The sequence below is a fragment of the Nocardia sp. NPDC052566 genome (assembly GCF_044547285.1).
In the GTDB taxonomy this organism is placed as follows: domain Bacteria; phylum Actinomycetota; class Actinomycetes; order Mycobacteriales; family Mycobacteriaceae; genus Nocardia.
Genome location: NZ_JBIUAF010000009.1, coordinates 109,926 through 122,496, shown reverse-complemented (window position 1 = coordinate 122,496; position 12,571 = coordinate 109,926). Strand labels below are relative to the sequence as shown.

The 12,571-nt window shown below is 68.5% G+C and carries 16 protein-coding genes; 3 read left to right on the top strand and 13 right to left on the bottom strand.

All coding sequences use genetic code 11. The features are described from left to right. Window positions 1-4: 4 nt before the first annotated feature. From ACIG5A_RS41205 to hisD, 8 genes are all read right to left on the bottom strand, one after another. Window positions 5-811, bottom strand: a complete 807-nt coding sequence (locus ACIG5A_RS41205; protein ID WP_397250577.1) for an inositol monophosphatase family protein — start codon at window positions 809-811, stop codon at window positions 5-7. A 10-nt stretch (window positions 812-821) separates the two neighbouring features. Further along, window positions 822-1,553: a bifunctional 1-(5-phosphoribosyl)-5-((5-phosphoribosylamino)methylideneamino)imidazole-4-carboxamide isomerase/phosphoribosylanthranilate isomerase PriA gene (priA, locus tag ACIG5A_RS41200; RefSeq protein WP_397250575.1), complete on the bottom strand. Its 732-nt coding sequence runs from the start codon at window positions 1,551-1,553 to the stop codon at window positions 822-824. Between the two features lie 11 nt (window positions 1,554-1,564). Beyond that, on the bottom strand, window positions 1,565-2,122 hold the full coding sequence (locus ACIG5A_RS41195; protein ID WP_397250573.1) for a hypothetical protein: 558 nt from the start codon (window positions 2,120-2,122) through the stop codon (window positions 1,565-1,567). Window positions 2,123-2,217: 95 nt separating this feature from the next. Next, the gene (locus ACIG5A_RS41190) at window positions 2,218-2,586 is read right to left on the bottom strand and encodes a hypothetical protein (RefSeq protein ID WP_397250571.1); all 369 of its coding nucleotides are present in this window, start codon (window positions 2,584-2,586) and stop codon (window positions 2,218-2,220) included. Then, window positions 2,583-3,215, bottom strand: coding sequence for an imidazole glycerol phosphate synthase subunit HisH (gene hisH, locus ACIG5A_RS41185; protein ID WP_397250569.1), 633 nt, complete (start codon window positions 3,213-3,215; stop codon window positions 2,583-2,585). Before hisH ends, ACIG5A_RS41190 begins: the two co-directional genes overlap by 4 nt. Continuing rightward, window positions 3,212-3,826, bottom strand: coding sequence for an imidazoleglycerol-phosphate dehydratase HisB (hisB, locus tag ACIG5A_RS41180; RefSeq protein ID WP_397250567.1), 615 nt, complete (start codon window positions 3,824-3,826; stop codon window positions 3,212-3,214). The genes hisH and hisB overlap by 4 nt, the downstream gene beginning before the upstream one ends. A gap of 31 nt (window positions 3,827-3,857) precedes the next feature. After that, complete coding sequence (locus ACIG5A_RS41175; RefSeq protein ID WP_397250565.1) at window positions 3,858-4,991, bottom strand: histidinol-phosphate transaminase; 1,134 nt, start codon at window positions 4,989-4,991, stop codon at window positions 3,858-3,860. A 74-nt stretch (window positions 4,992-5,065) separates the two neighbouring features. Further along, window positions 5,066-6,403 (bottom strand): histidinol dehydrogenase, encoded by a 1,338-nt coding sequence (gene hisD, locus ACIG5A_RS41170; protein ID WP_397250563.1) that lies wholly within the window; start codon window positions 6,401-6,403, stop codon window positions 5,066-5,068. 233 nt (window positions 6,404-6,636) lie between these two features. Between hisD and ACIG5A_RS41165 the strand changes: the two genes are divergently transcribed. Continuing rightward, complete coding sequence (locus tag ACIG5A_RS41165; protein WP_397250561.1) at window positions 6,637-7,293, top strand: Uma2 family endonuclease; 657 nt, start codon at window positions 6,637-6,639, stop codon at window positions 7,291-7,293. Window positions 7,294-7,301: 8 nt separating this feature from the next. Here ACIG5A_RS41165 and ACIG5A_RS41160 read toward each other — a convergent pair whose 3' ends face one another. Continuing rightward, entirely contained in the window at window positions 7,302-7,724 is a 423-nt protein-coding gene (locus ACIG5A_RS41160) for a hypothetical protein (RefSeq protein WP_397250559.1), read from the bottom strand. Between the two features lie 229 nt (window positions 7,725-7,953). On the opposite strand from ACIG5A_RS41160, the gene ACIG5A_RS41155 reads away from it, so the two are divergent. Continuing rightward, on the top strand, window positions 7,954-8,535 hold the full coding sequence (locus ACIG5A_RS41155; protein ID WP_397250557.1) for a TerD family protein: 582 nt from the start codon (window positions 7,954-7,956) through the stop codon (window positions 8,533-8,535). Window positions 8,536-8,579: 44 nt separating this feature from the next. Then, complete coding sequence (locus tag ACIG5A_RS41150; protein ID WP_397250555.1) at window positions 8,580-9,104, top strand: VanZ family protein; 525 nt, start codon at window positions 8,580-8,582, stop codon at window positions 9,102-9,104. Here ACIG5A_RS41150 and ACIG5A_RS41145 read toward each other — a convergent pair. From ACIG5A_RS41145 to ACIG5A_RS41130, 4 genes are all read right to left on the bottom strand, one after another. Further along, window positions 9,101-10,354, bottom strand: coding sequence for a cytochrome P450 (locus ACIG5A_RS41145; RefSeq protein WP_397250553.1), 1,254 nt, complete (start codon window positions 10,352-10,354; stop codon window positions 9,101-9,103). The genes ACIG5A_RS41150 and ACIG5A_RS41145 overlap by 4 nt on opposite strands. Before the next feature lie 193 nt (window positions 10,355-10,547). After that, window positions 10,548-10,712: a hypothetical protein gene (locus tag ACIG5A_RS41140; RefSeq protein ID WP_397250551.1), complete on the bottom strand. Its 165-nt coding sequence runs from the start codon at window positions 10,710-10,712 to the stop codon at window positions 10,548-10,550. Window positions 10,713-10,728: 16 nt separating this feature from the next. After that, window positions 10,729-12,153 carry an amidase gene (locus ACIG5A_RS41135; protein WP_397250549.1) on the bottom strand — a complete coding sequence of 475 codons (1,425 nt, stop codon included), beginning with the start codon at window positions 12,151-12,153 and terminating at the stop codon, window positions 10,729-10,731. A 124-nt stretch (window positions 12,154-12,277) separates the two neighbouring features. After that, on the bottom strand, window positions 12,278-12,565 hold the full coding sequence (locus ACIG5A_RS41130) for a putative quinol monooxygenase (RefSeq protein ID WP_397250547.1): 288 nt from the start codon (window positions 12,563-12,565) through the stop codon (window positions 12,278-12,280). Window positions 12,566-12,571: the final 6 nt, after the last annotated feature.

Sequence of the window (12,571 nt, the reverse complement as noted above, 5' to 3'; positions counted from 1 at the left end):
TCGTTCATCCCTCTTCACTCACCATGCAGATCATTTCCAGAAGTTCTTCGTGCACACCGGGCGCCGCGGCGAGCACCGAGCCCGAGGTGATGGTCCACGGCGCGCCCGCCAGATCGGTGACCACCCCGCCCGCGGCGCGGACCAGCGCGACACCGGCCGCGTTGTCCCACGGATGATGGCCGAACACGATGGTCCCGCCGAGCACGCCGGACGCGGTGAACGCCAGATCGATGCCGGTGGAACCGTGCATCCGCACCCGGGAGGACAGCCTGCTCAGCGGGCCGAGCAGATCGAAGCGGAACTGGCCGGGAATGCGGCCCTTCGCATCGACATTGAAGGTGCCGAACCCGATCATCGCCTCGGCCAGCTTGCTGTGCGGCAGCGAGGGCAGCGGTTCGCCGTCGAGCAGCACCGGCCCGCCGAGCGCCGCCGCGTAGCGCCGGCCGAGCATCGGCAGCCAGGTCAGGCCGAGCACCGGCTCGCCGTCGTGCACCAGCGCGAGCAGCATGCCCGACAGCGGGTGCCCCTGCGAGTAATTGAAGGTGCCGTCGATCGGGTCGAGCACCCAGGCGGTGCCCGAGGTCAGCTGCGGTCCGCCGAATTCCTCGCCGTGCACCCCGATTCCGGTCTGCTGCTCGAGCCGCGCGGAGACGGTGCGCTCCAGCTCCAGATCGAATTCGGTGGCGAAATCGTTGCGGCCCTTGATCACCGCGCTCGGCGCGCCGACTCCTTCGAGGAAGCGCGCTGCCGCGATATCGAGGGTTTCGCTCGCGATGGCGAGCAGGGCGGGCAGATCGAGGGTGGCGGCCATCGGTTGCTGGTCAGCGCACCGCGGCGAGTGCCTCGGGCAGCGTGAAACGGCCCGCGTACAACGCCTTTCCGACGATCGAGCCCTCCACCCCCTCCGGCACCAGCTGGGCGATGGCGATCAGGTCCTCGACGGTCGACACGCCGCCGGAGGCGATGACCGGCGCGTCGGTGGCGGCGCAGACCTCGCGGAGCAGATCGAGGTTGGGGCCGGTGAGGGTGCCGTCCTTGGTCACGTCGGTGACCACGTAGCGGGTGCAGCCGTCGCGCTCCAGGCGCTCGAGCACCTCCCACAGGTCGCCGCCGTCGCTGACCCAGCCGCGCCCGCGCAGCCGGTACTCGCCGTCGATGATGCGCACGTCGAGGCCGACGGCGATGCGCTCGCCGTGCCTGGCGATGGCGCTGGCGCACCACACCGGGTCCTCCAGCGCGGCGGTGCCGAGGTTGACCCGCGCGCAGCCGGTGGCCAGCGCGGCCTCCAGCGTCGCGTCGTCGCGGATACCGCCGGACAGCTCCACCTTCACGTCGAGTTCGCCGACGACCTCGGCCAGCATGTCCCGGTTGGAGCCGCGCCCGAAGGCCGCGTCCAGATCCACCAGATGCACCCATTCCGCGCCGGCCTGCTGCCATGCCAGCGCCGCCTCGCGGGGCGAGCCGTAGCTGGTTTCGCTACCGGCCTCTCCCTGTACGAGGCGCACGGCCTCTCCATTGGCGACATCGACAGCGGGTAGCAGCACAAGACTCACAACTGAACAGCTTAGTGGTTCGCCGTCGCTGTCCCGCCTCCGGCCTGCGGATATGCGGGTGCGAGTCGCTGCTGCGCCAGGATGTGGGCGCGGTAACAGACCAGGGCGGCGACGATGGCGAACACGGCGGTCAGCGCCGATGCCGCGATGCGCAGGCCCTGCCCGATCAGGAACTCGTTCGCGGCACGCTCGATCTCGTCGAGGGTGTGGCTGTTCCGCTCGTCGAACAGCACCGTCGCCCGCGGCCACTGGTACAGGATCGACAGCAGGAACTGTCCGCTGATCAGCGCGGCGAGCGAGGCGGCGAGCCAGCCCCTTGCGATGCGGTACCTGAGCACCGCAACCAACGCGATCAGCGCGCACAGGGTGAGCGCACCGCCCAACGGGCGCATCACATCTCCCACCGCGACCACCGACATGAACCGCTGGGTCAGCTCCAGCGAGTCGGGGATATCGCGAAAGATATTGGGATACAGCAACACTGTCTCGGCGACGGTCGCCGCGAAGGCGAACCCGGCGACCGCCGCGTACCCCCCGACGATCACCCCCGCGATGGTGACGGACCTCATATCGACCTCCTCGAGTCGACGGTAGATCCGTGGCGGGACAACCGAATCCGGCATCCACCCGCATACACGCTCAGGGTCTCCCCTGAGCGGCGCGCCTACTGCTCTTCGGTGACTTGCCGGGACGCCCGATGGAACCAGACCCGGGCGGCGTGGGTGTTGAGCAGGATCAGGTAGAGCGCGGGGGCGACAAGCAGCCACAGTCCCGCGAACACGCCGTCGGAGAGCGCGAGCACGCCCCGCATCGCGCCGATGGCGCACAGGAACAGCAGAACTGTTCTGGCCCAGGACTTTCCGAGCTGTACGAAAACGGCAAGGCCGACGTAGAGCAGTCCGTGCACCAGTTGGACCGCCAGGTACGGCCCGCCTTGCGACAGGCCGTACAGCGCGACGTAGATCCCGCCGACGTACAGCAGGATGACCAATGCCTGCACCGTGCCCGGCATGGGGCCGCGCGGCGAACTCACAGAGACTGAATCCAATTCCGCAGCAGGTGGGCGCCCGCGTCGCCGGACTTCTCGGGGTGGAACTGGGTCGCCGAGAGCGCACCGTTCTCGACCGCGGCCAGGAATGGGGTGCCGTGCTCTGCCCAGGTGAGTTTCGGCGAGGCGAAGTGCTCGCTCGGTGGCAGGTCCCAGGTTTGGGCGGCGTAGGAGTGCACGAAGTAGAAGCGGGTGTCGGCGTCCATACCCGCGAACAGCACGCTGTCCTTCGGCGCGGAGACGGTGTTCCAGCCCATATGCGGCAGCACGGGGGCCGACAGACGTTCGACGACACCGGGCCACTCGGCGCAGCCCTCGGTTTCCACGCCGAATTCGACGCCGCGTTCGAACAGGATCTGCATGCCGACACAGATACCGAGGACGGGGCGGCCACCCGCCAGGCGCTGGCCGATCATCCGCTCGCCGCGCACCTTGCGCAGACCATCCATGCACGCGGCGTAGGCGCCGACGCCGGGAACGACGAGACCATCCGCGGCGAGGGCGATCTTCGGATCCGCGGTCACCTCGACCTGCGCGCCCGCGCGAACCAGCGCGCGCTCGGCGGAGTGCAGGTTGCCCGAGCCGTAGTCCAGCAGGGCGACGCGAACAGTCACAACGTCCCCTTGGTCGACGGCACACCGCTCACCCGCGGGTCGAGTTCGACGGCGGCGCGCAAAGCCCGTGCCACCGCCTTGAATTCGGCCTCGGTGACGTGGTGCTGGTCGCGTCCGTAGAGCACACGCACGTGCAGTGCGATGCGCGCGTTGAGCGCGATCGACTCGAAGACGTGGCGGTTCAACACGGTGGAATACGGTGCGCCAGGGCCGGATCCGGGGATCACGGCGTGCAGCAGGTGCTCCGGTTCACCGGTGTGCACACAGTACGGGCGCCCCGAGACGTCGACCGCGGCGTGCGCCAGCGTCTCGTCCATCGGGATATAGGCGTCGCCGAACCGGCGGATACCGCTCTTGTCCCCCAAGGCTTTACCCAGCGCCTGGCCGAACACGATCGCGGTGTCCTCCACCGTGTGGTGTGCCTCGATATCGATATCGCCCTCGGCGCGCACGGTCAGATCGAAGCTGGCGTGCGCGCCGAGCGCGGTCAGCATGTGGTCGTAGAACGGGACGCCGGTGGTGATCTCGGTCTTGCCGGTACCGTCCAGGTCCAGCTCGACGACGATGCTGGACTCCTTGGTGATCCGCTCGACCCGCGCGGTCCTACTCATATCTTGTTTCCCATCGATATCGGGTGCTGGTTCATCGGACCATCAGGCCGGTGTCGGCGACTGTGGCGCTCACCCGCAGGAATTCGTCGTTCTCCGCGGCGAGGCCGATGGTGGCGCGCAGGTAGCCGGGGATGCCGACATCACGGATCAGCACGCCGCCGTCCAGGTACTGCTGCCAGGCGCGCGGCGCGTCGGTGAACCGGCCGAACAGCACGAAGTTGGCGTCGCTCGGGATCACCTCGAAGCCGAGCTCGCGCAGCGCCGCGCTCACCCGGTCGCGCTGTGCCGCCAATTCGGCGACGCTGCCCAGTGTTTCGTCGGCGTGCCGCAGCGCGGCGCGCGCGGCGGCCTGGGTAACCACCGACAGGTGATACGGCAGGCGCACCAGCAGCATCGCGTCGATCACCGCGGGTGCGGCCACCAGGTAACCGAGCCTGCCGCCCGCGAAGGCGAACGCCTTGCTCATGGTGCGGGTCACCACCAGCTTGGCCGGGTAGGCGTCGATCAGCCCGAGCGCGCTCGGCTGGGCCGAGAATTCGCCGTATGCCTCGTCGACCACGACGATGCCGGGCGCGGCATCGAGGATGCGCGCCAGATCCGGACGCGAAATGCTGTGCCCCGTCGGGTTGTTCGGGCTGGTCACGAAGACAACGTCGGGCCTGCGCTCGGCGATCGCGGCCACCGCGTAGTCGACGTCCAGGGAGAAATCGGCGTTGCGCTTGGCCTCGATCCACTCGGTGTCGATGCCCTCGGCGATGATCGGGTGCATCGAGTACGAGGGCACGAATCCCAGTGCACTGCGGCCCGGCCCGCCGAATGCCTGCAGCAGCTGCTGCAGAATCTCGTTGGAGCCGTTGGCCGCCCACACGTTCGCCGTGTCCACCGCGACACCGGTCTGACCGGTGAGGTAGGCGGCGAGCTCACCGCGCAGCGCGACGGCGTCGCGGTCCGGGTAGCGGTGCAGATCGGCGGCGGCGGCGCGGATGGACTCCGCGATATCGTCGACGAGCGCCTTGCTCGGCGGGTGCGGGTTCTCGTTGGTGTTGAGCTGCACCGGCACCGCCAACTGCGGTGCGCCGTAAGGCTTCTTACCGCGCAGGCTGTCGCGCAGCGGCAGCTGGTCCAGGCTGATTCCGGCCCCTGGCACGGTGACTCCGGCGGTCATGACAGTGCCTCCTGATGTCATGACCGCTAGGCCTGCGTGGTTACGCTGCGCTGCCGCCTCCGGCCCTGACGCGGTCATGACAGTGCCTCGAATCGTACGGTCACGGCCTGGCCGTGGGCGGGCAGATCCTCGGCGTTCGCCAGCGCGACCACGTGTCCTGCCACGTCTTTCAACGCCGCCTCGGTGTATTCGACGACGTGGATGCCGCGCAGGAAGGTCTGCACGCTCAAACCCGAAGAGTGCCTGGCGCATCCGGCCGTGGGCAGCACGTGGTTGGAGCCCGCGCAGTAGTCGCCGAGGCTGACCGGTGCGTACGCGCCGACGAAAATCGCACCGGCACTGCGCACCCGGGCCGCGACGGCGGACGCGTCGGCGGTCTGGATCTCCAGGTGCTCGGCGGCGTAGGCGTTCACCACGCGCAGCCCCTGCTCGATATCGTCGACCAGCACGGTGCCGGACTGCTTGCCGGACAGCGCTTCTCGCACCCGGTGCGCGTGCTTGACCACCACAAGCTGCGCGGTCAGCGCCGCGTCGACGGCATCGGCCAGCTCGGCGCTGTCGGTGACGAGCACGCTCGCGGCGAGCACATCGTGTTCGGCCTGGCTGATCAGATCGGCCGCGACATGCACCGGATCGGCGGTCGCGTCGGCCAGGATGGCGATCTCGGTCGGCCCGGCCTCGGCGTCGATGCCGACCAGCCCGCGGCACAGCCGCTTGGCGGCGGTGACGTAGATATTGCCGGGACCGGTGATGAGGTCGACCGGCTCCAGCTGCGCGCCGTCGGTATCGGTACCGCCGTAGGACAGCAGCGCCACGCCCTGCGCGCCGCCGACCGCCCACACCTCCTCGACGCCGAGCAGCTGCGCGGCCGCCAGGATGGTCGGGTGCGGCAGCCCGCCGAACTGCGCCTGCGGCGGCGAGGCCACCACCAGCGAGCCGACACCCGCGGTCTGCGCGGGCACCACGTTCATCACCACGCTCGACGGGTACACGGCATTGCCGCCGGGCACATACAGCCCGACCCGCTCCACCGGCACCCACCGCTCGGTGACGGTGCCGCCGGGCACCACCTCGGTGGTCTTGTCGGTGCGGCGCTGATCGCCGTGCACCTTCCTGGCCCGCGCGATGGACTCCTCCAGCGCCGCGCGCACCGCGGGGTCCAGCTCGTCGAGCGCCTTGACCAGCTCGGCCGCCGGCACGCGCACGGTCGCGGGGATCACGCCGTCGAACTTCTCGCCGAATTCCAGCGCCGCCGAGACACCGTGGTCCCGGACCGCCTCGACCACGGGCCGCACCTGATGCAGCACCGAGTCCACGTCGACTCCCCCGCGCGGCAGCGCGGCGCGCAGCTCGGCAACGGAGGGAGTACGACCGCGCAAGTCGACGCGGGCGAGCTCGAGGCGGGATGTCATGGGATTGGCGATCCTTGTCTGTGCGGGTTGTTCCGACGCCGAACGGTCGGTTTCCACCGCCCGGCTCCGGGTACCAGCCTAGTGGGCGCTTGCCAGTGGTTTTCCGCTGCGGGTCGCTTCGCGGGACACACTGATCAGACCGCTCGGTTCGAACCGCGGCGGCGAAGCAAAGCGCCGTAGGTCGTCCACCAGGATCGTCGTGCGCCGACAACGCGCCCGATTACGATGACAGCATGTCCGTTCCGCAGATTCAGCGGCCCGACCTCCCCGAACGCATGACGTGGGAGGAACTGGAGCGACTTCCTGACGAGATCGCTAAGCAGATCGAACTGTGGGATGGACGGGTGGTGTGGGTTCGACGAGGCCCCGCCGAGCACCAAGTGTTCACCCGCAGGCTGACCAATGCGATCGAACGTTGCACGCGAAGTGCCATGTCGGAGCAACCCGAGCACTGCTGGCGTGCTGAGCTCGAAACCAACGTTTTCCTTGGAGGTGCGGGGAAATCCGACTTCATGACACCCGACTTTCTCGTATTCCGCTGCCTCGCATCCCCGTATCAAGATGTGCGCGCCGACGACACACTGCTCGTGGGCGAGGTTTTGTCACCATCCAACAATCCGACCAACCGGGAAGCGAAGAAGGGCCGCTACGCTGGCGCCGGAATTCCGTGGTACTGGGAAGTCGCCACGGCACCGGACGCGAGCGCGATCGCCGCAGTCCGCGCCTACGTGCTGGAGACGGCACCCGGGCATATCCCCGAGGGTGTCCATCCGCTGCGGTCCGCCAACTATCTACTGGTCGACGAGTGGACTCCCGACGACGACGGCGACGGCATCGCCATCAACTTCCCTTTCCCGATCCGGATTCCCTGGACCGAGCTGGAGTATTGACCCACCCACTACCGCAGCCGGGTGTAGACGAGGTCGAAGTCGTGCTCCCATTTCTCGCCGTCGCTCGACTTCTCCCAGGCGCCGCGCAGTGTCGAGCCGGAGTCGTCGAGGGTCGCGGTGAAGCGCTGGGAGAAGCCGAGTGCGTCGCGCCAGATGCGCCAGGAGCTGTCGACGAAGGTGGAGCGGTACACGCGGGAGACGCCGCGTTCGTCGTGGTAGAGGGCGGTGAAACCGCGCTGGGCGTCGTCGGCGCCGAGGATCCAGGTGCCGTCCGGTACCGGATCGGGCATCGTATTGCGGAAGAGTAGGTAGGCACGGTCGGCCAGCCACTCGACGACGCTGCGTCCCGCCGGACCGGGAAATTGCGGGCTGCCGACCTCCCACTCGCCGACCAGCACCGCGAGTTCTTCGAGCGTGACTTTCGATGGCATCGACCGTCTCCTCGTACCTGCGCCGGGACGCCAACCATTCTCGACCGGATCACCGTCCGACACGCCATATCCGCGGCGAATCACCGAATCGGCACGCACATGGCTTGCCGGAACGCTGACCTGCACGGATGCCCGGCGAAACGCGTTGCGCCCCGGAGTGTTCGCGCATGGGGCACCGGGAAAACGCTGTGCGGCATGGCGATAACCGACCGCCGGTACTGTGAACCGCATGATCACGCTCAGAAAAGAAGACGGCGCCGCGGATCTCGCCGGGATCACCAAACTCACGGTGGGAGTGAGCTGGGATCCCTCGGGCGGTACCAGCGGCGGCCTGCTCGGCATGGCGCGCCGCAAGAAGGGTGTCGACCTCGATCTGATCGCCATCCTCATGCAGGGCAGCGAGCCGGTGCGGTTCGCGGGCCTGGATTCCTTGGACCCGTTGGGCAACGGCTCGGTCCAGCACACCGGCGACGAGCTGACCGGCGCGGCCGCGGGTGACGACGAGTCCGTGCATGTCACCTTCGCCACTGTGCCGACCGCCATCGATGCGATCGTCTTCATCGCCGCCGCCTTCAAGAAGGGCAGCTCGTTCGAGAAGGCGAACAACATCTCGTTCAAGATCTATGACGCGAGCGGCGGCAGCACGCAGCAGGTCGCCGATATCTGGCCGTCGCTGCTCGGCACCGACAACGCCAATGCCATCTGCCGCGCGTTCCGCTCCGGTCCCGTATGGCAATTGGAGGTGCTCGACCGCAAGGGCAAGATCAAGCAGGGCGACAAGCAGGCACTGCTGCGCTTCGCGCTGGCGTAACCGGCCGCGCCACCGCGTGATCGCCCGACCGGCATGATGGTCGCGTGGGGCAGACGTTCGAACGCTGGAGCTTTGTCATCGGCGCGTCGGTGTCGGCGATCCCACTCGCAGTGCTCGCCGCTTGGCTGTTGACGCGCGCTCGGCAACGGGCAGGCCATCCGCACGCGACGCGCACGGCCGTCGCGGATGTGGTCATGATGGTCGGCACCGCACCGTGGATCTGGATGATCCTGACGCCGACCGGAGGCCGGGGCGGCGTCGAATTCGTGCCGCTGCGCGACCTTTTCACGCTCGCGCCGAATGAGGTGCTCCCGCAGATCGGCGGAAACCTGCTGGTGTTCGCCGCGCTCGGCGCGATGCTGCCGGTGCGCTCGGCCCGATTCGCCTCGCCGGTGCGCATCGTGGGCCTGGCGGCCGTCGCATCACTGACGGTAGAGACATTGCAATACGTGCTGCACCTGGGGCGGGTGAGTTCGATCGACGATGTCCTCGTCAATTCGCTGGGTGCGCTGGTGTTTTCGCTGCTCACCCACCCCTGGTGGGCCGGGAGACCGGCCGTGCTCCCCTAGAAGTGCAGCGGTGGCGCCTTCGGGAATTCGACCGGCAGCGCGGCCAGCGCGCGGTGGAACGGGCCTGGCCGCCAGACCAATTCGGCGGACGGCACCGCGAGCCGGAGCTCGGGCAGCGCGTCGAGCAACTGGTCGATCGCGTCCTGGGCGATCAGGTAGGAGATCGATGTGGCTGGGCAGGCGTGCGGTCCGACGCTCCACGCGAGATGGGAACGGTTGCCCCCGTACTCGACACCGGCGATCTCCGGATCGTTGTTGCAGGCGGACATGCTGATCAGCACCGGCTGATGCGCGGGCAGCCAGACATCGTCGATCAGGATCGGGTGCCGGGGATAGCTGATACAGAAATTCGCCAGCGGCGGATCGGTGAACAGCACCTCGTCGAGCGCGTCCCTGGTGGACAGGCTGCCGCCGAGGATATCGCCGCCGAACCGGTCGTCGCTGAGCATCAGCAGCAGGGTGTTGGCGATCAGGTTCTGCGCGGGCTCGATACCGGCCCCGTACAGGACCATCACCTGCTCGAGCACCTCGAGGTCGGTGAGCGCGGCCGCATGCCGCAGCAGCCGGGTGGTGATGTCGTCGCCCGGTTCGGCCTTCTTCAGCTCCATCAGCTCGGTCAGCGCCTCGTGGACCAGGATGTTGCCCTTCTCGGCCTCGACGGTGTCGAGCATCGCGGCCAATCCGAACGCGACCCGTCCGCCGATCTCCGGCGGGCAGCCGAGCATCTCGTTGATCACCGCGAACGCCACGGGCAGCGCGTACTGGCCGATCAGGTCGGCGCTGCCGGTCGCGCCGAACGCGTTGATCAACGGGACCGCGATCTTCTCGATGACGCGGTGCAGCGAGTGCAGATCGACGCCGTCGATCGCATCGCTCACCGCCTGCCGGTAGCGCGCGTGCACCTGACCGCTGTTGCGTAGCAGGGTCGGTCGCCAATCCATCATCGGCAGTACGGGACAGTCGGCCGGGATGTCGCGCTGCCAGGTGCGCCCGTCGGCGGGAAAGTGCTCGGGATCGTGCAGGATTCGCACCGCGGTGCGGTAGCCGACCACCAGGGTGGCCGGTGTGCCGGGCGCCAGATCCACCGGCACCAGCGAACCGTGCTGCTTGCGCATCTCCCGGTAGGCCTGGTGCGGGTCGACGGCGAATTCCGGTGTGTAGAGCGGAACTCGGGGGCCATCGGCGTCGATGGGCGAACTATGCGGCAGTGCACCGGGTCTGGCGGGCACTTCGGGTTGTGAGAGGGACACGGGGAACTCCAGTCGGTCGAGCAGATCTCGGCAGGGTGTGCGACACGACTGTGTGCCGCGCACCCGCGCCGAGGGGTGAATCGAGGTGTGGTCCGGCCGAGAACAGATCCGAAAACCACGAGGTGACCGGAATTCGCGTGCTGCCCAGCGGGACTCACGGCTGTGGCGGGTGGGCGACCGCCGGTGGCGAGGGTCAGCCCTTCGCCTCGTAGAACGGCACGTAGCCGCCGCTGGGATCGATGTATCGAGCGGCTTCGACCGTGCGCAGTGCGCCGACCATCCCCTCGAGCAGTTGTTCCAGCACGACGATGGCGGCGTTCTCCTCGTCGGAGGTGGGCCAAGCGGGATTGGTGCTCATCGCGGTATCTTTCGGGTCAGCGGAGCTCGGTCGGGATCAGGCGGTGGTGGTCGGTGACGCGCTGGAAGGCGTCGGCGCCGCGCAGCACGGTCGCCTCGTCGAAATGCCTGCCGCTGAGCGAGAGCGACAGCGGGACACCGTCGGCCGTCAGGCCGATCGGAACGGCGACAGTGGGGTTCGCCATGACGTTCCAGTACGGCGTATGCAATCCGGCGAGGATGCTCACCGGATTCAGCTGATCGATGCCGTCCACCATGGGCGCGCCGAGATGACCCGTCGGGGTCGCCACCAGGTCGACCGTGCGGAACACCTCCGCCATCGCACGCTGCGCGACATGCCGGACCTTCTGCGCCAGTACATAATCCGCGCCGCGCACCGAACTGCTCGCGGCGAACACCACCCGGCTCCCCGTGGCGTAGTCGTTGTAGCGGGAGCGCAGCGTCGGCTCGTGGTACGCGGCCGATTCGGTGGCCATGATCACCAGCGCGGCCGCCGTCGCCTCGAAGTACATCGGGATCTCGATCGGCACGATCGTCGCGCCCGCCTCGCGCAGCGCGTCGATCGCGGCCGAGAACCGTTGCGGCTGTTGCGGATCGTGGCCGTCGCCGACGAATCGGTCGAGGTTGTCGACGCCGACGGTGCGGCCGCTGAGATCACCGGTGAGCGCGGCCGGGTAATCGGCCACGGGTTCAGTGGAGCTGTAGGGATCTTCGGCGTCGTAACCGGCCAGCACCGAGAGCAGCAGCGCGCAGTCGGCCGCGCTGCGCGCCATCGGCCCGGCGTGGTCGAGGGTGTAGGCGAGCGGCACCACACCGGCTTTGGAGACGCGGCCGAATGTCGGCTTGAATCCGGTGATTCCGCTGTAGGCCGCCGGAATGCGCAGGCTGCCACTGGTATCGGTGCCGACGGCGCCGAGGAAGGCCCCCGCGAGCAGGCCGCTGGCCGAACCGGAGCTGGAGCCGCCCGCCCAGCGCCGCACATCCCACGGATTGCGCGGGATCGGGAACGGCTTGTCCGGATCCGGTACGCCGATGCCGTATTCCATGGTGGTGGTCTTGCCGGTCACGATGCCACCGGCCTGCTCGAGCCGCCGCACCACCGCGGCATCGCCGACCGACTTACCCCACCCGGGATCGAGCACCAGGCTCTGCGCCGTGGTCGGCCCGGCGGAGTGCGCGTAGAGATCCTTGACGCCCAACGGGATTCCGTCCAGCGGTGCCAACGGCTCGCCCGCCGTGATCTTGCGGTCCACCGCGGCGGCCTGTTCGCGGGCGCGATCCTCGAATCGCGCCAGGAATATCCCGAAGGTTCCGTCGTGTGCGTCGGCCGCGCTCAGCGCCTGCTCGATCAGTGCCGCCGCGCTGACCTCTCCGCTGCGCAGCGCCGCGGCCGCTTCGGTGATCGTAGTGAATGATGTTGCCGTCGAATGCGTTTCAGCCATGCCATCCCCTGTAGTCGCTGCGGCCGATCATGCCACGCCGACTACACGGACGTACGCCGGTTGACGACGCCGGCGAATAATCCGTCCCGCCCCGGACAACCGGGACGGGACGGCGGCGGTGTGATCAGGCGGCGATCAGTCGCTTGATCACCATCGGCTCGGCCAGGATCTCGTCGAGTACGTCGCGCACGTGGAAGAAGTGCGGGGTGGCGAAGTGCTCCTCCAGCGCGGCGTCACCGGTCCACTCCTCGACCAGCACCATGCGGGCGGGGTCGTTGGGGTCCACGTAGGGCTGGTAGACAAGGCAGCCCGCCTCGGCGAGCGAGGGCTCGATCATCGCTTCCAGCGCGGTGCGCAGGCGATCCTCCTGGCCGGCGGCGGCATGGAATTCGGCGACGAGGTGCAGGGTCATTGTCGT

What these genes read in the sequence shown, in the direction of transcription:
- ACIG5A_RS41205 (WP_397250577.1), bottom strand. Translation starts at nt 811, where the DNA reads ATGGCCGCCACCCTCGATCTGCCCGCCCTGCTCGCCATCGCGAGCGAA.
- ACIG5A_RS41195 (WP_397250573.1), bottom strand. Translation starts at nt 2,122, where the DNA reads ATGAGGTCCGTCACCATCGCGGGGGTGATCGTCGGGGGGTACGCGGCG.
- hisB (WP_397250567.1), bottom strand. Translation starts at nt 3,826, where the DNA reads ATGAGTAGGACCGCGCGGGTCGAGCGGATCACCAAGGAGTCCAGCATC.
- ACIG5A_RS41175 (WP_397250565.1), bottom strand. Translation starts at nt 4,991, where the DNA reads ATGACCGCCGGAGTCACCGTGCCAGGGGCCGGAATCAGCCTGGACCAG.
- hisD (WP_397250563.1), bottom strand. Translation starts at nt 6,403, where the DNA reads ATGACATCCCGCCTCGAGCTCGCCCGCGTCGACTTGCGCGGTCGTACT.
- ACIG5A_RS41165 (WP_397250561.1), top strand. Translation starts at nt 6,637, where the DNA reads ATGTCCGTTCCGCAGATTCAGCGGCCCGACCTCCCCGAACGCATGACG.
- ACIG5A_RS41160 (WP_397250559.1), bottom strand. Translation starts at nt 7,724, where the DNA reads ATGCCATCGAAAGTCACGCTCGAAGAACTCGCGGTGCTGGTCGGCGAG.
- ACIG5A_RS41155 (WP_397250557.1), top strand. Translation starts at nt 7,954, where the DNA reads ATGATCACGCTCAGAAAAGAAGACGGCGCCGCGGATCTCGCCGGGATC.
- ACIG5A_RS41140 (WP_397250551.1), bottom strand. Translation starts at nt 10,712, where the DNA reads ATGAGCACCAATCCCGCTTGGCCCACCTCCGACGAGGAGAACGCCGCC.
- ACIG5A_RS41135 (WP_397250549.1), bottom strand. Translation starts at nt 12,153, where the DNA reads ATGGCTGAAACGCATTCGACGGCAACATCATTCACTACGATCACCGAA.
- ACIG5A_RS41130 (WP_397250547.1), bottom strand. Translation starts at nt 12,565, where the DNA reads ATGACCCTGCACCTCGTCGCCGAATTCCATGCCGCCGCCGGCCAGGAG.